Annotated in this window: 19 protein-coding genes and 2 pseudogenes; 15 read left to right on the top strand and 6 right to left on the bottom strand. The window is 61.6% G+C overall.

From position 1 onward, the window contains the following. Positions 1 to 19 precede the first annotated feature (19 nt). The 15 genes and pseudogenes from EKL02_RS13120 (at position 20) to EKL02_RS13055 (ending at position 15,470) form a co-directional block, all read left to right on the top strand. Positions 20 to 1,330, top strand: coding sequence for a homoserine dehydrogenase (locus EKL02_RS13120; protein ID WP_128902463.1), 1,311 nt, complete (start codon positions 20 to 22; stop codon positions 1,328 to 1,330). A gap of 31 nt (positions 1,331 to 1,361) precedes the next feature. Next, on the top strand, positions 1,362 to 2,570 hold the full coding sequence (gene kbl / locus EKL02_RS13115; protein ID WP_128902462.1) for a glycine C-acetyltransferase: 1,209 nt from the start codon (positions 1,362 to 1,364) through the stop codon (positions 2,568 to 2,570). 118 nt (positions 2,571 to 2,688) lie between these two features. Beyond that, the gene (thrC, locus tag EKL02_RS13110) at positions 2,689 to 4,149 is read left to right on the top strand and encodes a threonine synthase (protein ID WP_128902461.1); all 1,461 of its coding nucleotides are present in this window, start codon (positions 2,689 to 2,691) and stop codon (positions 4,147 to 4,149) included. A gap of 39 nt (positions 4,150 to 4,188) precedes the next feature. After that, positions 4,189 to 5,451 (top strand): gephyrin-like molybdotransferase Glp, encoded by a 1,263-nt coding sequence (gene glp / locus EKL02_RS13105; RefSeq protein ID WP_128903499.1) that lies wholly within the window; start codon positions 4,189 to 4,191, stop codon positions 5,449 to 5,451. A 10-nt stretch (positions 5,452 to 5,461) separates the two neighbouring features. Continuing rightward, a complete protein-coding gene (gene moaD, locus EKL02_RS13100; protein WP_128902460.1) occupies positions 5,462 to 5,719 on the top strand; it encodes a molybdopterin converting factor subunit 1 in 258 nt (85 codons plus the stop codon). A gap of 2 nt (positions 5,720 to 5,721) precedes the next feature. After that, positions 5,722 to 6,231 carry a molybdopterin synthase catalytic subunit MoaE gene (moaE, locus tag EKL02_RS13095; RefSeq protein WP_128902459.1) on the top strand — a complete coding sequence of 170 codons (510 nt, stop codon included), beginning with the start codon at positions 5,722 to 5,724 and terminating at the stop codon, positions 6,229 to 6,231. Then, positions 6,228 to 6,602, top strand: coding sequence for a fluoride efflux transporter CrcB (crcB, locus tag EKL02_RS13090; protein WP_128902458.1), 375 nt, complete (start codon positions 6,228 to 6,230; stop codon positions 6,600 to 6,602). Before moaE ends, crcB begins: the two co-directional genes overlap by 4 nt. Positions 6,603 to 6,698: 96 nt before the next feature. Beyond that, the gene (locus EKL02_RS13085) at positions 6,699 to 7,244 is read left to right on the top strand and encodes a DNA starvation/stationary phase protection protein (RefSeq protein ID WP_128902457.1); all 546 of its coding nucleotides are present in this window, start codon (positions 6,699 to 6,701) and stop codon (positions 7,242 to 7,244) included. A gap of 84 nt (positions 7,245 to 7,328) precedes the next feature. Continuing rightward, positions 7,329 to 9,923, top strand: coding sequence for an ATP-dependent chaperone ClpB (clpB, locus tag EKL02_RS13080; protein WP_128902456.1), 2,595 nt, complete (start codon positions 7,329 to 7,331; stop codon positions 9,921 to 9,923). A 181-nt stretch (positions 9,924 to 10,104) separates the two neighbouring features. Beyond that, positions 10,105 to 10,191: pseudogene (locus EKL02_RS18590) on the top strand (VOC family protein); the annotation flags it as partial. 67 nt (positions 10,192 to 10,258) lie between these two features. After that, the gene (locus tag EKL02_RS13075) at positions 10,259 to 10,693 is read left to right on the top strand and encodes an EamA family transporter (protein ID WP_128902455.1); all 435 of its coding nucleotides are present in this window, start codon (positions 10,259 to 10,261) and stop codon (positions 10,691 to 10,693) included. Between the two features lie 39 nt (positions 10,694 to 10,732). Beyond that, positions 10,733 to 11,179, top strand: coding sequence for an SRPBCC family protein (locus EKL02_RS13070; RefSeq protein ID WP_128902454.1), 447 nt, complete (start codon positions 10,733 to 10,735; stop codon positions 11,177 to 11,179). A 92-nt stretch (positions 11,180 to 11,271) separates the two neighbouring features. Then, the gene (locus tag EKL02_RS13065; RefSeq protein ID WP_128902453.1) at positions 11,272 to 11,757 is read left to right on the top strand and encodes a VOC family protein; all 486 of its coding nucleotides are present in this window, start codon (positions 11,272 to 11,274) and stop codon (positions 11,755 to 11,757) included. 321 nt (positions 11,758 to 12,078) lie between these two features. After that, on the top strand, positions 12,079 to 13,599 hold the full coding sequence (gene adh, locus EKL02_RS13060) for an aldehyde dehydrogenase (protein WP_128902444.1): 1,521 nt from the start codon (positions 12,079 to 12,081) through the stop codon (positions 13,597 to 13,599). A 113-nt stretch (positions 13,600 to 13,712) separates the two neighbouring features. Continuing rightward, on the top strand, positions 13,713 to 15,470 hold the full coding sequence (locus tag EKL02_RS13055; protein WP_128902452.1) for a PQQ-dependent methanol/ethanol family dehydrogenase: 1,758 nt from the start codon (positions 13,713 to 13,715) through the stop codon (positions 15,468 to 15,470). A 94-nt stretch (positions 15,471 to 15,564) separates the two neighbouring features. Here EKL02_RS13055 and EKL02_RS13050 read toward each other — a convergent pair whose 3' ends face one another. The 6 genes and pseudogenes from EKL02_RS13050 to pqqA all read right to left on the bottom strand — a co-directional run bounded on the left by EKL02_RS13050 (position 15,565) and on the right by pqqA (position 19,931). Beyond that, positions 15,565 to 16,527 (bottom strand): beta-propeller fold lactonase family protein, encoded by a 963-nt coding sequence (locus EKL02_RS13050; protein WP_128902451.1) that lies wholly within the window; start codon positions 16,525 to 16,527, stop codon positions 15,565 to 15,567. Between the two features lie 117 nt (positions 16,528 to 16,644). Further along, positions 16,645 to 17,826, bottom strand: a complete 1,182-nt coding sequence (gene pqqE / locus EKL02_RS13045) for a pyrroloquinoline quinone biosynthesis protein PqqE (RefSeq protein WP_206732390.1) — start codon at positions 17,824 to 17,826, stop codon at positions 16,645 to 16,647. Beyond that, positions 17,819 to 18,082 (bottom strand): pyrroloquinoline quinone biosynthesis peptide chaperone PqqD, encoded by a 264-nt coding sequence (gene pqqD / locus EKL02_RS13040; protein WP_128902450.1) that lies wholly within the window; start codon positions 18,080 to 18,082, stop codon positions 17,819 to 17,821. The genes pqqE and pqqD overlap by 8 nt, the downstream gene beginning before the upstream one ends. A 49-nt stretch (positions 18,083 to 18,131) precedes the next feature. Next, the gene (gene pqqC / locus EKL02_RS13035; protein WP_128902449.1) at positions 18,132 to 18,848 is read right to left on the bottom strand and encodes a pyrroloquinoline-quinone synthase PqqC; all 717 of its coding nucleotides are present in this window, start codon (positions 18,846 to 18,848) and stop codon (positions 18,132 to 18,134) included. Then, a pseudogene (gene pqqB, locus EKL02_RS13030) lies at positions 18,845 to 19,773 on the bottom strand (pyrroloquinoline quinone biosynthesis protein PqqB). Before pqqB ends, pqqC begins: the two are co-directional and overlap by 4 nt. An 83-nt stretch (positions 19,774 to 19,856) precedes the next feature. Beyond that, positions 19,857 to 19,931 (bottom strand): pyrroloquinoline quinone precursor peptide PqqA, encoded by a 75-nt coding sequence (gene pqqA / locus EKL02_RS13025; protein ID WP_128903497.1) that lies wholly within the window; start codon positions 19,929 to 19,931, stop codon positions 19,857 to 19,859. Between the last annotated feature and the right edge of the window lie 34 nt (positions 19,932 to 19,965).

Below are 19,965 nucleotides of genomic sequence, written 5' to 3'. Positions count from 1 at the left end.
CACTATTAGAACCAGATACATGAAACCAATCAAAGTAGGCTTGCTCGGCATCGGCACCGTTGGCTCCGGCACTTTCAACGTCTTGAAGCGCAACCAGGAAGAAATCACCCGCCGCGCCGGCCGCGGCATTGAAATCGCCATGGTCGCCGACCTCAACACCGAGCGCGCGCGCGAACTGACCAACGGCGAAGCCGAAGTCGTCAGCGACGCCAATCTCGTGGTGAACAATCCCGAGATCGATATCGTCGTCGAGCTGATCGGCGGCTACGGCATCGCCAAGGACCTGGTCCTGAAGGCCATCGCCAACGGCAAGCACGTGGTCACCGCCAACAAGGCGCTGCTGGCCGTGCACGGCACCGAAATCTTCAAGGCTGCCCAGGAAAAGAACGTGATGGTCGCCTTCGAGGCCGCGGTTGCCGGCGGCATCCCGATCATCAAGGCCCTGCGCGAAGGCCTGACCGCCAACCGCATCCAGTGGATCGCCGGCATCATCAACGGCACCACCAACTTCATCCTGTCCGAAATGCGCGACAAGGGCCTCGACTTCGACGTCGTGCTGAAGCAGGCGCAAGCCCTCGGCTACGCCGAAGCCGATCCGACCTTCGATATCGAAGGCATCGATGCCGCCCACAAGGCCACCCTGATGGCGTCGATCGCCTTCGGCATCCCGGTGCAGTTCGACAAGGCCTATGTGGAAGGCATCACCAAGCTGCAGGGTATCGACATCCAGTATGCCGAGCAGCTCGGCTACCGCATCAAGCTCCTGGGCATTGCCCGCCGCACCCCGATGGGGATCGAACTGCGCGTGCATCCGACCCTGATCCCGGCCAAGCGCCTGATCGCCAATGTCGAAGGCGCCATGAATGCCGTGCTGGTGCATGGCGACGCCGTCGGCGCCACGCTCTACTACGGCAAGGGCGCCGGCGCCGAGCCGACCGCTTCGGCCGTGATTGCCGACCTGGTCGACATCGCCCGCCTGGCAACCGCCGATCCGGAGCACCGCGTGCCGCACCTGGCGTTCCAGCCGGATGCCATGTCGGACCTGCCGATCCTGCCGATTGCCGAAGTCACCAGCAGCTATTACCTGCGCCTGAACGTGGCCGACCGCCCGGGCGTACTGGCCGACGTGACGCGCATCCTGGCCGATGCGGGCATTTCCATCGACGCCATGCTGCAAAAGGAACCGGCGGAAGGCGAGACCCGCACCGATATCATCCTGCTGACGCACCAGACCCAGGAAAAGAATATCGACGCAGCCATCGCCCGCATCGAGAGCCTGCAGACCGTGGCTTCCGGCATCACCCGCATCAGGCTCGAAGAGCTGGGCTGACCGGTTCCGGCGCGGCAGGGGAGGGCATGTCATGACGGCAGACGACGCAAGACAGGCTTTCCATTCCCGCCTTGATGACGAGCTTGGCCGGCTGCGCGACGCCGGCCTCTACAAGCCCGAGCGCATCCTTGCCTCGCGCCAGGGCGCACAGGTCACCTGCGACGACGGCAAGTTGCTCGTCAACCTGTGCGCCAACAATTACCTCGGCCTGTCCGGCGACGCGGACATGGCGCAAGCCGCCATCGACGCCGTCGGGCAATACGGCTACGGCCTGTCGTCGGTGCGTTTCATTTGCGGCACCCAGACCGTGCACAAGCAGCTCGAATCCGCCCTGGCGCAATTTCTCGGCATAGAGGACGCGATCCTCTTTGCCGCTGCCTTCGATGCCAACGGCGGCGTATTCGAGCCGCTGTTCGACGAGCACGATGCCATCATTTCCGATGCCCTGAACCATGCCTCGATCATCGATGGCATCAGGCTGTGCCGCGCGCAACGCTTTCGCTACCGGCACGACGACATGGCGGACCTGGAAGCGCAGCTGCAGGCGGCGGCCGGCAGCCGCCACCGCATCATCGTCACCGACGGGGTTTTTTCGATGGATGGCACCATCGCGCAGCTTGACCGCATCTGCGACCTCGCCGGGCGTTACGGCGCGCTGGTGATGGTCGATGACAGCCATGCCACCGGCTTCATCGGTCCGACCGGGCGCGGCACGCATGAACTGCACCAGGTGATGGGACGCATCGATATCATCACGGGCACGCTGGGCAAGGCCCTCGGTGGCGCCATGGGCGGCTTTGTCGCGGCGCGCCGCGAAGTGGTCCAGACCCTGCGGCAAAAGTCGCGGCCCTACCTGTTTTCCAATACGCTGGCGCCGATGATTGCCGGGGCTTCCCTGTCGGTGCTGCAGCGCCTGGCGGCTTCTGGCGAATTGCGCGACCGCCTGCATGCCAATACGGCATATTTCCGCGCCGGCGTCACTGCCCTGGGTTTTACGGTCAAGCCGGGCAAGCACCCGATCGTGCCGGTCATGCTGTTCGAGGCGCCGCTGGCGCAGCAGTTTGCGCAGCGCCTGTACGCCCTTGGCGTGCTGGTGACGGGCTTTTTTTACCCAGTGGTGCCACTGGGGCAGGCGCGCGTGCGCGTGCAACTGTCGGCGGCGCATACCCGGAAGCAGCTTGACCTGGCGCTGGCCGCCTTTGCCCAGGCCGGGCGCGAACTGGGCATCCTGCAAAGCTGAAATTTCATCCTGGGGGCGACAAAGTTATAATGGTGGTTTGCAGCGTCGCCATGCCCGTTTGATCCTGGTATTTATCCTGATTTTGATGCGGGCGGCCGCATAACCAACCTGTCCATTTATGCAATATATTTCGACCCGCGGCCAATCGCCTGCGCAAAATTTTTCCCAAATCCTGCTCGGGGGCCTGGCGCCTGACGGCGGCCTGTACCTGCCCACCGATTACCCGCAAGTGTCGGGTGCGGAGCTCGATGCCTGGCGCAAGCTGTCCTATGCCGACCTGGCCTTCGAGGTGCTGAAGAAATTCGCCACCGATATTCCGGAAAGCGACCTGAAGGCGCTGGTGCACAAGACCTATACGGCCGAGGTGTACCGCAACGCCCGCGCCGGCGACGATTCCGCGCAGGTCACGCCGCTGCATGTGCTGGAGCAAAAGGATGGCAACAAGCTGGTGCTGCAAGCCCTGTCGAATGGCCCGACCCTGGCCTTCAAGGACATGGCGATGCAATTGCTGGGCAACCTCTTTGAATACGCCCTGGACCAGCAGCATGCCGAACTGAATATCTTCGGCGCGACATCCGGCGACACCGGCAGCGCGGCGGAATATGCCATGCGCGGCAAGCGCGGCATCCGCGTCTTCATGCTGTCGCCGCACAAGAAGATGAGCGCGTTCCAGACTGCGCAGATGTTCAGCCTGCAAGACCCCAACATCTTCAACATTGCCGTCGAAGGCGTGTTCGACGATTGCCAGGACATGGTCAAGGCCGTGTCCAACGACCTGGAATACAAGAATCGCCAGAAGATCGGTACCGTCAACTCGATCAACTGGGCGCGCGTGGTGGCGCAAGTGGTGTATTACTTCCGCGGCTACCTGGCGGCGACCACCAGCAACGACCAGAAGGTGTCGTTCACGGTGCCGTCGGGCAACTTTGGCAATATCTGCGCCGGCCATATCGCCCGCATGATGGGCTTGCCGATCGATAAGCTGGTGGCGGCCACCAATGAAAACGACGTGCTCGACGAATTCTTCCGCACCGGTGTCTACCGCGTGCGCAAGTCGGCCGAGACTTACCACACATCCAGCCCGAGCATGGATATCAGCAAGGCGTCGAATTTCGAGCGTTTCGTCTTTGACTTGCTTGGCCGCGACAGCACCCGCCTGGCGGCCCTGTTCAGGAAAGTCGAGACCGAGGGCGGCTTCGACCTCTCGGGCAAGCCGGGCAGCGATGGCGACGAATTTGCCAGGGTGGCGCAATATGGCTTCCTGTCCGGGAAGTCGGTGCACGCCGACCGCCTGGCGACCATCCGCGACGTCCATGAAAAATACGGCATCACCATCGACACCCATACCGCCGACGGCGTCAAGGTCGCGCGCGAGCACCTGACGCCGGGCGTACCCATGATCGTCCTGGAAACCGCCTTGCCGGCCAAGTTCAATGAAACCATCCGCGAAGCGCTGGGACGCGACGCCGAGCGTCCGGCCGGCTTCGAAAATATCGAAACCTTGCCGCAGCGCTTCCAGGTCATGAAGGCGGATGTGGCGCAGGTCAAGCAGTACATCGCCGAACACACGGGGCTGTAAGCGATGGCCGCGGCTGGACAGGCGGGCGGCAAGGCCCCCATGCTGAGCGTGGCCGAAGCGCTCGCGCGCATGCTCGCTGCCGCTCGTCCGGTCAGCGAGACGGAGGTCCTGCCGACCCTGCAAGCCAATGGCCGCACCCTGGCCATCGCGCAAGCCTCGGGACTGGACGTGCCGCCGATGGACAATAGCCAGATGGATGGCTATGCGGTGCGCGCGGCCGATTGCGCCAGCGCGGCTGCTGCTTCCGGCGTGCGCCTGAACGTGGCGCAGCGCATTCCCGCGGGTCACGTCGGGCAGGCCCTGGCGACGGGCACGGCAGCGCGCATCTTTACCGGGGCCATGATTCCCGTTGGGGCCGACGCAGTCGTCATGCAGGAAATGTGCGAGGCCGCGCAGCAGGCCGACGGCGACTGGGTCACGGTGCGGCATGCCCCGGCGGCAGGCGAGTGGATCCGCCGGCGCGGCGAAGACATTCGGGCCGGCAGCACCATCCTTGACGCCGGCACCCGCCTGCGCGCGCAGGAACTGGGCCTGGCGGCGTCGGTCGGCCTGGCCAGTTTGCCGGTAGTGCGCCGTTTGCGGGTAGCAGTTTTCTTTACCGGCGACGAGCTGGCGATGCCCGGCGACGCGCTGAAACCCGGCGCCATCTACAATTCCAACCGCTTCCTGTTGCGCGGCCTGCTGGAAAACCTCGGCTGCGACATCACCGATTACGGCATCGTGCCCGATTCCCTGCAAGCCACGCGCGACACCTTGCGCACCGCGGCCGCCGGCCACGACCTGATCATCACCTCCGGTGGTGTCTCGGTCGGCGAGGAAGACCATGTGAAACCGGCGGTGGAGGCGGAAGGCCGCCTCGACCTGTGGCAGATCGCCATGAAGCCCGGCAAGCCACTGGCGTTCGGCGAGGTATTCCGTGCCGGTGCTGCAGGCGCTGCAAATGCAGCCGATCGCACTGACGCCGCTTTTTTCCTGGGCTTGCCCGGCAACCCGGTGTCGAGCTTCGTCACCTTCCTGCTGTTCGTGCGGCCTTTCGTGCTGCGCCTGCAAGGCGTTACGGAGGTTGCGCCGAAGTCTTGCGCCATGCGCGCCGACTTTGCCTGGCCCAAGGCGGACCGCCGCAACGAATTCCTGCGTGTGAAGCGCAATGCCGCCGGCGGCCTCGACCTCTTCCCCAACCAGGGCTCGGCGGTATTGACGTCGACGGCGTGGGGCGATGGCCTGGTGGATAACCCGGCAGGGCAGACCATTGCGCCGGGCGATAGCGTGCGGTTCATTTCCTTTGCCGAATTGCTGTATTAAACTCGTAGCCATGAATATCCAGCTCCGCTTTTTCGCCAGCGTGCGCGAAGCCCTTGGCAGTGCCGGGGAAGACATTGTCCTGCCCGCCGATGTGCGCACTGTCGGCGAGGTGCGCGATTACCTGCGCCAGCGCGGCGGGGTGTGGACGGAAGTGCTGGCCGAGGGCCGCGCCTTGCGCATGGCCTACAACCACCAGATGACGGGCGCCGCAACAGCCGTTGCGGAAGGCGGCGAAGTCGCCTTCTTTCCACCCGTGACGGGAGGCTAGCCATGCCCATCCGCATCCAGACTGAAGACTTCGACCTGGGCGCGGAAGTCGCCCGGCTGCGCGCCAACCAGCCGCAGGTCGGCGCCGTGGTGGCCTTTGTGGGCACCGTGCGCGACATGAACGAGGGCGAGCGCGTCGCCGCCATGGAGCTGGAACATTACCCCGGCATGACGGAAAAGGCGCTGCAGGCCATCGTCGGCCAGGCGCGCGCGCGCTGGGAGCTCGTCGATGCCCTGGTGATCCACCGCGTCGGCCTCATGCAGCCGCTGGAGCAGATCGTGCTTGTGGCAGTCACTGCAAAGCATCGCGGCGAGGCGTTTGCCGCCTGCGAATTCATCATGGATTACCTCAAGACCCAGGCGCCGTTCTGGAAAAAGGAACAGACCCCGCAAGGCGCGCGCTGGGTCGATGCGCGCACCGCCGATGACGAAGCGCTGGCGAAGTGGGGGCCGTTGGCAGCCTTGCCCGGTCCCGGCGCCGCAGGCGTGCCGGCGCAGGACGGGCCGCCATGAGCTGGCTGGCGATTGGCGTCGGGGCAGCCGTGGGCGCCTGGCTGCGCTGGGGGCTGGCGCTGGTGCTGCACGGCTGGCACAACCAGTTGCCACTGGGTACAGTCGCAGCCAACCTTGGCGGCGCCTACCTGATCGGCATTTTCCTGGCATTTTTCCAGAGCCATCCGCTGCTCTCGCCCGAGTGGCGCCTGCTGATCGTGACCGGTTTCCTGGGCGGCCTGACGACATTTTCAACGTTTTCAGCCGAATCCATGACGCTGCTGCAGAATGGCGATTACTTCTGGGCGCTGGCGCATACCGCGCTGCACGTCGCCGGGTCGCTGGTCCTGTGCATTGCCGGCTATGCCAGTTACCGGGCGCTGTTCGCCTGAGCTGCCCAATTGATTCAGGTCATCTTGGCCTGACTTACGAACCACGTGCCGGCTTGCGCATCCAATCTTCAGTCCCGACTGCCGAGGAGCCGTGCCATGAAGAAAAGCGATGCCGCAACTGCCGGGAGCGAGCCCCGGATCCGTCCCCAGCTTGCTACCCCCACCGACCTGAAGGCAGAGGCAACCCGTGATATCGCCGGGGCAATGAACGGCATCCTCGCCGATGTTTTTGCGCTCTACATGAAAACCAAGAATTTTCACTGGCACATGAGCGGGCCGCATTTCCGCGATTACCATCTGCTGCTGGACGAACAGGCCGTCGAACTGTTCGCCATGACCGACCCCATTGCCGAGCGCATCCGCAAACTCGGCCAGCCGACGCTGAAATCGATCGGCCATATCGCCCGTACCCAGCGCGTGCTCGACAATGACGCAGGTTATGTCGAGCCGGGTGACATGCTGGCCGAACTGGCCGATGACAACCGGCAACTGGTGATGCGTCTGCGCGCTGTCCACAGCGTCTGCGACGAGGGCGGGGATATCGCCAGCGCCAGCCTGCTCGAAGGCTGGATCGATGAAGCCGAACAGCGCGCCTGGTTCCTGTTCGAGGCTGGTCGTCGTGGGGATTCCACCGGGCACTAAAATGGCGCCAAAGCGAATTCTTGCTTGAAAAGCGTTCATCCACCCCCAATTAGCAGGCAACTAATGATTTCGGGAGTGTAAAACATGCGCCTAGATAAATTGACAACCAAGTTGCAGGAAGCTCTGGCCGACGCCCAAAGCCAGGCGGTCGGCAACGATAATCCGTACATCGAGCCGGTCCACCTGCTGGTGGCCTTGCTGAGCCAGGACGACAGCAGCGCGCGCTCCTTGCTGCAGCGCGCCGGTGTCAATGTCGGCGGGCTCTCCAATGCCCTGAAGGGTTCGCTGGAGCGTTTGCCGAAAGTCTCCGGCACCGGCGGCGAGGTCCAGGTCGGGCGTGAACTGGGCTCCCTCTTGAACTTGGCCGACAAGGAAGCGCAAAAGCGCGGCGACCAGTTCATCGCCAGCGAAATGATCCTGATCGGTTTGACCGAAGACAAGTCCGACGCCGGCAAGCTGGCGCGCGAAAATGGCTTGACGCGCAAAGCGCTGGAAGCGGCCATCGATGCCGTGCGCGGCGGCGGCAGCGTCAACTCCCAGGAAAGCGAAGGCCAGCGCGAGGCCTTGAAGAAATATACCCTCGACCTGACCGAGCGTGCCCGCATGGGCAAGCTCGACCCGGTGATCGGCCGCGACGATGAAATCCGCCGCGCCATCCAGGTCTTGCAGCGCCGCACCAAGAACAACCCGGTTCTGATCGGCGAGCCAGGCGTGGGCAAGACTGCCATCGTCGAAGGCCTGGCGCAGCGCATCGTCAATGGCGAAGTCCCTGACAGCCTGAAATCCAAGCGTGTTCTCTCACTGGACATGGCCGCATTGCTGGCCGGCGCCAAATACCGTGGCGAATTCGAGGAGCGCTTAAAATCCGTGCTGAAGGAACTGGCCCAGGATGAAGGCCAGACTATCGTCTTCATCGACGAGCTCCATACCATGGTAGGCGCCGGCAAGGCCGAAGGCGCCATGGATGCCGGCAATATGCTCAAGCCCGCGCTGGCGCGCGGCGAGCTGCACTGCGTTGGCGCAACCACCCTGGACGAGTACCGCAAGTACATCGAGAAGGATGCCGCGCTGGAGCGCCGCTTCCAGAAGATCCTGGTGGACGAGCCGAGCGTGGAAGCCACCATTGCCATCCTGCGCGGCCTGCAGGAAAAATACGAGGTGCACCATGGCGTCGACATCACCGACCCGGCCATCGTTGCCGCCGCGGAACTTTCGCATCGCTACATCACCGACCGCTTCCTGCCGGACAAGGCGATCGACCTGATCGATGAAGCAGCGTCCAAGATCAAGATCGAGATCGATTCCAAGCCGGAAGTCATGGACCGGCTCGACCGCCGGATAATCCAGCTGAAGATTGAGCGCGAGGCGGTGAAGAAGGAAAAGGACGAAGCTTCGCAAAAGCGCCTGGCGCTGATCGAGGATGAAATCGTCAAGCTCGAGCGCGAATACGCCGACCTGGAAGAAATCTGGAAGGCGGAAAAATCCGCTGTGCAGGGTAGCACCCACATCAAGGAAGAAATCGAGAAGGTGCGCCTGCAGATGGAAGAAGCCAAGCGCAAGGGCGACTGGCAAAAGATGTCCGAGCTGCAGTATGGCCAGCTGCCGCAGCTGGAAGCGCAGTTGAAACAGGCCGACAGCGGCGAAACCAAGGCGCCCGCCAACCGGCTCTTGCGCACCCAGGTCGGCGCCGAGGAAATCGCCGAGGTGGTATCGCGCGCCACCGGTATCCCGGTATCCAAGATGATGCAGGGCGAGCGCGACAAGCTGGTGCACATGGAAGATGAATTGCACAAGCGCGTGGTCGGCCAGAACGAAGCCATCGGCGTCGTATCCGATGCCATCCGCCGCTCCCGCGCCGGGTTAGGCGACCCTAGCCGGCCGTACGGCTCCTTCATGTTCCTGGGCCCCACGGGTGTGGGCAAGACCGAGCTGTGCAAGGCGCTGGCATCCTTCCTGTTCGACACCGAGGAATCGCTGATCCGCATCGACATGAGTGAATTCATGGAAAAGCATTCGGTCGCGCGCCTGATCGGCGCGCCGCCGGGCTATGTCGGTTACGAGGAAGGCGGCTACCTGACGGAAGCGGTGCGACGCAAGCCTTACAGCGTGATCCTGCTGGACGAAATCGAGAAGGCCCATCCGGACGTCTTCAATGTGCTGCTGCAGGTGCTCGACGATGGCCGCATGACCGATGGCCAGGGCCGCACGGTGGATTTCAAGAATACCGTGGTGGTGATGACGTCCAACCTGGGCTCGCACAAGATCCAGTCGATGGAAGACAGCGATCCGCAACTCGTCAAGCTGGCGGTGATGGCGGAGGTAAAGGGGCATTTCCGCCCGGAATTCATCAACCGCATCGACGAGATCGTGGTGTTCCATGCCCTTGATGAAAAGAACATCGGGGCGATTGCCCGGATCCAGCTGGGCATCCTGGAAAAACGCCTGGCGAAGATGGAAATGGCAATGGATCTGACGGAAGAAGCGCTGCAGAAGATTGCCGAGGCCGGCTTCGACCCGGTGTATGGCGCCCGGCCCCTCAAGCGCGCGATCCAGCAGGAGATCGAGAATCCGTTGTCGAAAATGATCCTGGAAGGCAAGTTCGGTCCAAAGGACGTGATTCGTATCGATGCCAAAAATGGCGCGCTGACGTTTGAAAGACAGGCAGCCCAGCCTGGCTGATCCCCACTGCAGCACATAGTGCAGTCATGCCGCCCGGTCAGTTGACCGGGCTTTTTTTTATGTTTTTTAATTGGGCAGTCGCTGGATTAAAAGTGGCGCCCCTATTCATGGGGTGGTGCAACGCTACTCTGCGAGTTAGGATTTTGCATAAAAGACATAAGTTGCAAATTAATTAATTTTTGAATACCATGAAAATTACTACGGGGCCTATTTTAGAAATCCGGAAGGGCATAAGCTTTGCGTCGTCTGCCACAACCCGGAGATGTAATGCCTGACACGCCAATCGCCCCGGACGGCAATGCCGCTGGCTATCGCAAACCTTAGGTGGTGCAAATATGGCTACTACGAATAACTGGTTCTTTTGGGCAGTCTTGTCAGCCGCGTTTGCTGCATTGACTGCCATTTTCGCGAAGATTGGCATTCAAGGCGTAAACTCGGATCTGGCCACGCTGGTGAGAACCGCTGTCGTGATGTTCGTCCTGGCCATATTTGTTTGGGTTACCGGCAAGTGGAGCAACCCGCTGCTTTTGCCGTCGAGAACTTGGCTGTTTCTCGTGCTTTCGGCATTGGCGACTGGCGCTTCGTGGCTATGCTATTTCCGGGCGCTGCAAATTGGCGACGCTTCGAAGGTCGCGCCGGTGGACAAGTTCAGTCTCGTGTTGGTAGCGGTGTTCGCGTTTGTGTTTCTTGGCGAGCGGCCTTCGGCGAGAGATTGGTTCGGCATCGCCCTGGTGGCCGCTGGTGTCTTGGTTCTAGCCTTCAAGCGCTAGTCCATTTCGTATTTTGTACGTTTGATAGGAGCTTTCAATATGGCTACTGGAACTGTCCGCCTCCATCGTGTCCTGCGCACCAGGCCAGAGAAGATCTACCGCGCCTTTATAGATGCTGCTGCAATGGCCAAGTGGCTTCCACCGTACGGCTTTATTTGCAAGGTTCACCATATGGACCCGAAAGTCGGCGGAACCTTCAAAATGTCATTTGAAAATTTCTCGACTGAGCAAGGTCACTCTTTCGGCGGGCTGTATCGGCAGCTGGTTCCCGGCGAACTCATTCAATACACCGATAAATTCGATGATCCGAACCTGCCAGGCGAAATGCTGGTTACGGTGACGCTGAAGGCAGTGTCGTGCGGTACGGAGGTCGATATCGAACAAAGTGGGATTCCGGAGCTTATCCCCGTCGAAATGTGCTACCTGGGCTGGCAAGAGTCTCTCGTGCAGCTTGCCAATCTGGTTGAGCCTGAGATCCCGGGCTAACTGATGCATGACATGGTAGGATTTTGGCAGTTTGACGCGGAAAATATCGTTTTCCTGCGGCATCTGGCACCTCAACCCAATGGAGAATTGCCATGGATAAGCACGCCAAGAATACGATTTGCCTTTGGTACGATGGCGACGCCGAGCAGGCGGCGCAATTTTATGCCAAGACCTTCCCCGATTCATCCGTTGGCGCGGTCTATCTTGCGCCGGGAGACTTTCCATCAGGGAAAAAGGGGGATGTGTTGACGGTGGAGTTCACGGTGATGGGGATTCCCTGCCTCGGGCTCAATGGTGGCCCCGCGTTCAAGCACAACGAAGCATTCTCGTTTCAGGTCGCAACCGATGACCAGGCCGAAACCGATCGGTACTGGAACGCAATCATCGACAACGGTGGCGTGGAGAGTGCCTGCGGGTGGTGCAAAGACAAGTGGGGCCTGTCCTGGCAGATCACGCCAATCGTGCTGACCAAGGCGATAGCCGACCCCGACCCTGCCGCCGCCAAGCGCGCATTCGACGCAATGATGGAAATGAAAAAGATCGACATCGCCACAATCGAGGCGGCGCGCCGCGGTTGACGTCGCAATCGCCGGACGCCCGACGCCCGATGAAAACCTGCTGTGCCATCCTCGCACAGCAGGATTGAATTGATTCGATACACCTGTTTGCCCGCCTGTTCCAAAAGTGAACAAATCCGTTCGCTGACGCTTTTCCTCCGGTCCCAGTCGCCCCATCAAAAAATGCGTGCAGCTCTATAGACAGCTGCTGCGTCTCCGCCATTTTTTTTCAATTTCCTTGCGATGTCTCCATGCTGGCACGGCATTTGCCATAACCCCTGTGCGCTCGTCGCACTTAATTTAAAAAAATCAGACGCATCTCATATCGTTTAGGAGGCAGAAATGAATTTGGCAGACATCAGCAAGCTGGGGATCAAGAACCCGTTCAAGCAACGCTATGACAATTACATCGGCGGCAAATTCGTGGCGCCGGTCAAGGGTGAGTACTTCCCGAACATCACGCCGATCACCGGCCAGCCGTTTTGCGAAATCGCCCGCTCCACCGCCGAAGATATCGAACTGGCGCTGGACGCTGCCCACGCTGCCCGCGCTGCCTGGGGCAAGACTTCGCTCACCGAGCGCGCCAACATCCTCAACAAGATGGCCGACCGCATGGAAGCGAACCTGGAATTGATCGCCACCGCCGAGACCATCGACAATGGCAAGCCCATCCGCGAAACCATGGCGGCCGACATCCCGCTGGCGATCGACCATTTCCGCTACTTCGCCGGCTGCATCCGCGCCCAGGAAGGCAGCGTGGCGCAGATCGATTCGGAAACCTATGCCTACCACTTCCACGAGCCCCTCGGCGTGGTCGGCCAGATCATTCCCTGGAATTTCCCCATCCTGATGGCGGTGTGGAAGCTGGCGCCTGCGCTGGCCGCCGGCAATTGCGTGGTCTTGAAACCGGCCGAGCAAACGCCGGCCTCGATCCTGGTGCTGATCGAACTGATCGGCGACCTGCTGCCGCCGGGCGTGCTCAACATCGTCAACGGCTTTGGCCTGGAAGCGGGCAAGCCGCTGGCCACCAGCAAGCGCATCGCCAAGATCGCCTTCACGGGCGAAACCGGCACCGGCCGCCTGATCATGCAATACGCCGCGCAAAACATCATCCCGGTGACGCTGGAGCTGGGCGGCAAATCGCCCAACATCTTCTTCGCCGACATCATGGATGCCGATGACGATTACTTCGACAAGTGCCTGGAAGGCTTTGCGATGTTTGCCCTGAACCAGGGTGAAGTCTGCACCTGCCCGTCGCGCGTGCTGGTACAGGAATCGATCTACGAGAAATTCATGGAACGCGCCATTGCGCGGGTAGCCGCCATCAAGCAGGGCAACCCGCTCGACAGCAGCACCATGATCGGCGCCCAGGCCTCCAATGAACAGATGGAAAAGATCCTGTCGTACATGGACATCGGCCGCCAGGAAGGCGCCGAGGTGCTGATCGGCGGCGAGCAGAACAAGCTTGCGGGCGACCTGGCCGGCGGCTACTACGTCAAGCCGACGGTATTTGCCGGCAACAACAAGATGCGCATCTTCCAGGAAGAGATCTTCGGGCCGGTGGTATCGGTGACCACCTTCAAGGATGAAGCCGAGGCGCTGGCGATTGCCAACGACACGCTGTACGGCCTGGGCGCCGGCTTGTGGACCCGCGACGGCTCGCGCGCCTTCCGCGTTGGCCGCGCCATCCAGGCGGGGCGCGTGTGGACCAACTGCTACCACCTGTATCCGGCGCATGCGGCCTTCGGCGGCTACAAGCAGTCGGGCATTGGCCGCGAGACGCACAAGATGATGCTGGAACACTATCAGCAAACCAAGAACCTGCTGGTCAGCTACAGCCCGAAGGCGCTGGGCTTTTTCTAAACACTGAAATGGTGTGAAACGGTAGGGCGCGCCTTGTCACAAGCAGGGCGCGCTGCTACTCAACCGCATCAACTAAAAAAATAACGCATTCATAGTACTCAAAGGAGATAGGTATGCAAAAGCAATTCAACATTTCCGTGATCGGCGCCGCGCTGGCGGTCTCGTTCGCGTCAGCCGCAGTACACGCCGCAGGCGTGACCGATGCGATGATTGAAAACGACGCCAAGGCGCCGAACAATGTGCTGTCCTGGGGTATGGGCCAGCAGGGCCAGCGTTTTTCGCCGCTGACCCAGATCAATTCCAAGACCGTCTCGAAACTGGTGCCGGCATGGTCGTTTTCGTTCGGCGGCGAAAAACAGCGCGGCCAGGAATCGCAGCCGGTCATCTACAACGGCAAGATGTTCGTCACCGCCTCCTACTCGCGGATCTATGCGCTGGATGTCAAGACTGGCGCCAAGCTGTGGAAATACGAGCACCGCCTGCCGGACGGCATCATGCCTTGCTGTGACGTCATCAACCGCGGCGCGGCGCTGTATGACAACCTGGTGATCTTCGCCACGCTCGACGCGCAACTGGTGGCCCTGAACCAGGATACCGGCGAAGTCGTCTGGAAGGAAAAGATCGACGACTACCACGCCGGCTATTCGGCTTCGGCAGCGCCGCTGATTGCCAAGGGCTTGCTCCTGACCGGTGTCTCCGGCGGTGAATTCGGCGTGATCGGCCGGGTCGAGGCGCGCAATCCGCGCACCGGCGAACTGGTCTGGGTACGGCCGATGGTCGAAGGCCACATGGGCTACAAGTACGACAAGGATGGCAAGGAAATCGAGAATGGCATTTCCGGCACCACCAACGCCACCTGGCCGGGCGACCTGTGGAAATCGGGCGGCGCTGCCACCTGGCTCGGCGGCACCTTTGATGCTTCCACCGGCCTGGCTTATTTCGGCACCGGCAATCCGGCGCCGTGGAACAGCCATCTGCGTCCCGGCGACAACCTGTATTCGGCCTCGACGGTGGCCATCGATGTCGCGACCGGCAAGATCAAGTGGCATTACCAGACCACGCCCAACGATGGCTGGGATTTTGATGGTGTCAATGAATTCATCACCTTCGACATGAATGGCAAGCGCATGGGCGGCAAGGCTGACCGCAATGGCTTTTTCTACGTGATCGATGCCAAGAATGGCAAATTGCAGAATGCTTTCCCGTTCGTCAACAAGATCACCTGGGCTTCCAGCATCGACCTGAAGACCGGCCGGCCAAACTTGATTCCGGAAGGCCGCCCGGGCGACCCGACCAAGGGACAGGATGGCAAGAAGGGCAAGACCGTGTTCTCGGCGCCATCTTTCCTGGGCGGCAAAAACCAGATGCCGATGGCGTATAGCCCGAAGACCAACCTGTTCTATGTGCCGGCCAACGAATGGGGCATGGATATCTGGAACGAGCCGGTCGCCTACAAGAAGGGCGCCGCCTATCTGGGCGCTGGCTTCACCATCAAGCCATTGAACGAAGACTATATCGGCGTCATGCGCGCGGTCGATCCGAAGAGCGGCAAGATTGTCTGGGAAGTCAAGAACAATGCGCCGCTGTGGGGGGGCGTGATGGCCACCGCTGGCGACCTGGTGTTCTACGGCACGCCGGAAGGCTTCCTGAAAGCAGTCGACGCCAAGACCGGCAAGGAAATGTGGAAGTTCCAGACCGGCTCCGGCGTGGTCGCGCCCCCGGTGACCTGGAAGGAAGGCGACACGCAGTACGTCGCAGTGGTGTCCGGTTGGGGCGGCGCCGTGCCGCTGTGGGGTGGCGAAGTCGCCAAGAAGGTGAACTTCCTCGAACAGGGCGGTTCGGTCTGGGTCTTCAAGCTGGCCGGCAAGTAATCAGAAGGAAGCAAGAAAAAACGGCAAAGAATTAGTCTCCCTGTCTCTTTAGACAGTTTGGGCCGGTGATTCGCATCACCGGCCCTTTTTTTACTTACCGGATGACCACGCCCCAGGGCAATTCGCCCACCGTGATCTCGGCAGTGACGCACCCGGTCCTGGTATCGATCACCGACACGCTGTTGGAGCGGCCGTTGGCGACATACAGCTTGTTGCCGTCGGGGGTCAGCGCCATGTTCCATGGGCGCTTGCCGACAGCGATGGTGTTGACCACCTTGTTGCTGGCGGTATCGATCACCATGACCGTGGCGTCGCGGCCGTTGGAGACATAGACTCGCTTGCCGCTGGGATGGACCGTGATCCCGTTGGCGCTCTTGCCGGCAGCAATCGTGGCGACGACCTTGCGGCTGGCGACGTCGATTGCATACACCGTGTCGGACAGTTCGCAGGCGACGTAGGCGCGACTGCCATCGGGCAAAAAGCCGATGCCGCGCGGGCGCCGGCCGACCGCGACCGACGCCACCTGGCGCTGCCTGGCGACGTCGATGATGTCGATCTGTTCGGCATCTTCGGCGCTGACGTAGAGCTCGCGGCCATCGGGGGAAAATACCGCATGCTCCGGGTTGTGCCCTTCGACCTTGATATCGGCGATGTGCGCGCCGCTGACGGCATCCTTGAGCGTGACGCTATTGCTTTCCTCGACGGCGGCGGCCACCAGCTTGCGGTTCGGCGAGAGGCTCACGCCTTCGGGCGATGCGCCCAGCGGCGCCTGCCGCAGCACGCGACGTTCGGCTGTATCGATCATCAGCAGCGCGCTGGCAGTGGCATCGGTGATGAACAGGGCACCCGAGGCAGTGTCGATGGCGATGCCGCGCGGCCGCTGGCCGGCCGCAATCTCGCCGACCACAGAATCGCTTGCAGTATCGATGACGCTGACCGTGCCGGATTTTTCATTCGGCACGTAGGCAAACGGCGCGGCCAGCGCCGGCGCGCATAACAGCGGCCAGGCCAGCTGCAGGGCTGCGGCCAGGCGCGGCAAGGTGGGGTGGAATGGCATGTCTGTCTCCTATGGTTGTGGAAACATGACAAATGCAATCGCCGTGCCAGAAGACTCTACGGCCGGCGCATTTCATCCACCGATGGACAGGCCCGGGCGACTGCGCCGCCAGCGCCGTCAGCCGGCGTTTTTTTCAGCCCCAAGACTGTTCCTCAGGGAGTTCGCATCGCTGCGAAACAGCAGCGGCTGCGGGTTGGCCGCCGCAGTCTTCGACTGCTGCGCCTGCAGGACGATGTTTTTGACCTGGTCATGGTGGGGCGACTTGGCGCACACCGGGTCGGCATTCTCGGCCGCGCCGGTCAGGGCCAGCGCCTGGCAGCGGCAGCCGCCAAAGTCCTTTTCTTTTTCGGGGCAGGTGCGGCACGGATCCTTCATCCACGAATCGCCGCGGTAGCGGTTGAAGGCGTCGCTGTCATACCAGATGGTGCGCAAGTCCTGCTGCGTCACATTGGGAAAATCAAAGCCGGGCAGCGACTTGGCCGCATGGCAGGGCAGCGCCGCGCCATCGGCTGCGACCGCAAGGAACACCGAGCCCCAGCCATTCATGCAAGCCTTTGGGCGCTCCTCGAAATAATCCGGCACCACGAACAGGATGCGCATTTGCGTGCCGATCTTCGCGCGATAGGCATTGACCACGCTTTCCGCGCGCTCCAGCTGCTCGCGCGTCGGCAAAAGCTGCGCGCGGTTTGCCAGCGCCCAGCCGTAGTACTGGGTATTGGCCAGTTCCAGGTATTCGACCCCCATTTCCAGCGCCATGTCGATGATGCGGCCGACATGGTCGAGGTTGTAGCGGTGCAGCACCACGTTCAGGACCATCGGGTAGTCGTATTGCTTGATCAATTTCGCCACGCGCGACTTCAGGTCGAAAGTCCTGGTGCTGGTCAGGAAATCGTTCATTTCGCGGGTCGAGTCCTGGAACGACAACTGGATGTGGTCGAGGCCGAGTTCCTTCATGTGCGCAATGCGCGCCTCGGTCAGGCCGATGCCGGACGTGATCAGGTTGGTGTAGTAGCCGAGCTGGTAGCCTTCGGCGATCAACTCTTCCAGGTCGTCGCGCAACAATGGCTCGCCGCCGGAAAAGCCGAGCTGCGCTGCGCCGAGCGCGCGTGCCTGGCGCATGACGTCGATCCACTGCGCAGTGCTCAGTTCATTGCGGTTCTCGGCATAGTTCAGCGGGTTGTAGCAGAACACGCAATGCAGCGGGCAACGGTAGGTCAGCTCGGCCAGCAGCCACAAGGGCGGCCTGACGGCTGCACTCTGTCCGGCGGCGCCGGCGTCGATTGCGTTGGCGCTAGACAAGCCAGCCTCGCTGGTGGGCCGATTGCAGGAAATCGTTGACTTGCCCGGAAAGTCCCGTGGTGGCAAAGGTCTGTTCCAGGTCGTCGACGATCCTGGGGATGTCGCGCGCGCCGTCACAGCGCTTCAGGATTTCAGCGGCGCTCTGGTTCAGCTTGACCATGCCCTCCGGGTAGAGCAAGACATAATTGTTTTGCGTCGGCTCCCATTGCAGGCGGAACAGCCGGGAGAGCTTGGGCGTGGCAGACAGGGCATTCATCATTCACCTTTCAGGCGTGGCAGGCAAGGCAACTAGGGTAAAACGCGCTTCACGGATACTCCAGTGCGATCGCGTCCGAGATCGACCACAGCACGTCGAGCTTGAATTGCAGGATTTCCAGCGCGCGCTGCTGTTGCGTGTGCGTCGTGAAATGGTCCAGCGTGACTTGCAAGCCGTGTACCACGTCGCGCTCGGCCAGCGAAATGCGGCTGCGGAAGTATTGCAATCCCGCCGGCTCGATCCACGGATAATGCTGCGGCCAGGTGGCAAGCCGGTCCTGGTGGATCTTCGGCGCGAACATTTCCGTCAGCGACGAGCACACCGCTTCCTGCCACGGCGCACTGCGCGCGAAATTGACATAGGCGTCGACCGCAAAGCGCACCCCCGGCACGACCAGCTTTTGCGACCACAGCAGGTCACGGTCGATGCCGACGGCTTCGCCCAGCCGGGACCAGGCTTCGATGCCGCCCGGGTTGTCCTCCCAGCCATCGTGGTCGAGGATGCGCAGCACCCACTTCCTGCGCGTTTCGCGGTCCGGGCAATTGGCGATGATGGCGCCATCCTTTTGCGGGATCTTGACCTGGTAGTAAAAGCGGTTGGCAACCCAGCCGCGTATCTGATCGGCGCTCAGGCGCCCTTCGCGCATGCTGACATTGAAGGGGTGGTGAATATGATAAGCCTCGCCCCTGTCGCGCAGGCGGCGCTCGAACTCGGCGCGGCTCCACGGCTGCCTGGCTTCAGTGTCATTCTGGATGGCGGTATTCATAATGAGATCTCCATGCCGTCGTAGGCAACCTCGATGCCGCGTTGGGCAAGGTCCGCGCATTCGACCGAATCCTCGTCGAGGATCGGATTGGTATTGTTGATGTGGATGAGAATCTTGCGCTGCCCGCCGATGGCGTCGAGCAGCTCGATCATGCCGCCGGCGCCGGACAGGGGCAGGTGGCCCATGTCGGCCGCCATTTTTTTCGAAAATCCCTGGCGGATCATTTCGTCGGCGGTCCAGAGCGTGCCGTCGACCAGCACGCAGTCGGCCTGTTGCATTGCGGCTTGCACATGCGGCTCGATCTGGCCAAGTCCCGGCGCATAGAACAGGCGCTTGCCGGTCGTGGTATCTTCGATCATGAGGCCGAGATTGTCGCCGGGCAGGGGCTGTTCGCGGTGCGGTGAATAGGGGGGGCCTTGCTCAGCAAGGCCAATGGTGTCAAACGGATGCCGTCAAGCGCCGGCACCTGGAAGGCATTGCTTTCCGCGTTGCCATCGCCGCCGACTGCGATCGGATGCCATTGCACGCCGCAGTAATGCGACAGGACCGGCACCAGTGGCAAGCCGTCGGTCAGGTCGTCCCACACTGAAGGTGTGCAGTACAGCGGGATCGGTGCGCCTTCGCGCAGCATCAGCAGTCCGGTGACATGGTCGATCTGGGCATCCATCAGCAGCACCGCCTTGATGCCGGTGTCGCGGGCGTGTCGTTTCGGCTGTAATGCCGGCGTTGCCCTGATTTGCGCCAGGATGTCGGGTGAGGCGTTGATCAGGAGCCAGTCGCTGCCATTGCTCGACACGGCGATGGATGATTGCGTGCGCGCCTGCGCCCGGATGGCGCCTGTGCGAACGCCTGCGCAATTTCGACAATTGCAATTCCACTGCGGGAAGCCGCCGCCGGCGGATGATCCCAGTACGATGATTTTCATGATGCGCCAGTCGGGACAGTATTCAGTGAATAATGCTGCCGGCACGGTCCGGCAGCTTGCCGAGCCGTGCCGTCGCCTGCGGATTAACGGTTGGCGATGTACATCGTGATTTCAAAGCCGAAGCGCAAGTCGGTGAATTCAGGCTTGGTCCATTGCATGGTGATCTCCTATGATTGATTGGTGTAGGTACAT

The sequence above is a fragment of the Janthinobacterium sp. 17J80-10 genome, from assembly GCF_004114795.1.
GTDB lineage: Bacteria > Pseudomonadota > Gammaproteobacteria > Burkholderiales > Burkholderiaceae_D > Paucimonas.
The sequence above is the reverse complement of the archived record's forward strand: the minus strand, read 5'-3'. Positions and strand labels throughout refer to the sequence as shown.

Excerpts from the sequence above, each read along its gene's own strand:
- EKL02_RS13055 (WP_128902452.1), top strand. The coding sequence starts at position 13,713 with ATGCAAAAGCAATTCAACATTTCCGTGATCGGCGCCGCGCTGGCGGTC.
- thrC (WP_128902461.1), top strand. The coding sequence starts at position 2,689 with ATGCAATATATTTCGACCCGCGGCCAATCGCCTGCGCAAAATTTTTCC.
- adh (WP_128902444.1), top strand. The coding sequence starts at position 12,079 with ATGAATTTGGCAGACATCAGCAAGCTGGGGATCAAGAACCCGTTCAAG.
- EKL02_RS13075 (WP_128902455.1), top strand. The coding sequence starts at position 10,259 with ATGGCTACTACGAATAACTGGTTCTTTTGGGCAGTCTTGTCAGCCGCG.
- EKL02_RS13065 (WP_128902453.1), top strand. The coding sequence starts at position 11,272 with ATGGATAAGCACGCCAAGAATACGATTTGCCTTTGGTACGATGGCGAC.
- moaD (WP_128902460.1), top strand. The coding sequence starts at position 5,462 with ATGAATATCCAGCTCCGCTTTTTCGCCAGCGTGCGCGAAGCCCTTGGC.
- glp (WP_128903499.1), top strand. The coding sequence starts at position 4,189 with ATGCTGAGCGTGGCCGAAGCGCTCGCGCGCATGCTCGCTGCCGCTCGT.
- pqqC (WP_128902449.1), bottom strand. The coding sequence starts at position 18,848 with ATGAATACCGCCATCCAGAATGACACTGAAGCCAGGCAGCCGTGGAGC.
- crcB (WP_128902458.1), top strand. The coding sequence starts at position 6,228 with ATGAGCTGGCTGGCGATTGGCGTCGGGGCAGCCGTGGGCGCCTGGCTG.
- EKL02_RS13120 (WP_128902463.1), top strand. The coding sequence starts at position 20 with ATGAAACCAATCAAAGTAGGCTTGCTCGGCATCGGCACCGTTGGCTCC.
- EKL02_RS13070 (WP_128902454.1), top strand. The coding sequence starts at position 10,733 with ATGGCTACTGGAACTGTCCGCCTCCATCGTGTCCTGCGCACCAGGCCA.
- EKL02_RS13050 (WP_128902451.1), bottom strand. The coding sequence starts at position 16,527 with ATGCCATTCCACCCCACCTTGCCGCGCCTGGCCGCAGCCCTGCAGCTG.
- clpB (WP_128902456.1), top strand. The coding sequence starts at position 7,329 with ATGCGCCTAGATAAATTGACAACCAAGTTGCAGGAAGCTCTGGCCGAC.
- kbl (WP_128902462.1), top strand. The coding sequence starts at position 1,362 with ATGACGGCAGACGACGCAAGACAGGCTTTCCATTCCCGCCTTGATGAC.
- pqqD (WP_128902450.1), bottom strand. The coding sequence starts at position 18,082 with ATGAATGCCCTGTCTGCCACGCCCAAGCTCTCCCGGCTGTTCCGCCTG.
- EKL02_RS13085 (WP_128902457.1), top strand. The coding sequence starts at position 6,699 with ATGAAGAAAAGCGATGCCGCAACTGCCGGGAGCGAGCCCCGGATCCGT.
- moaE (WP_128902459.1), top strand. The coding sequence starts at position 5,722 with ATGCCCATCCGCATCCAGACTGAAGACTTCGACCTGGGCGCGGAAGTC.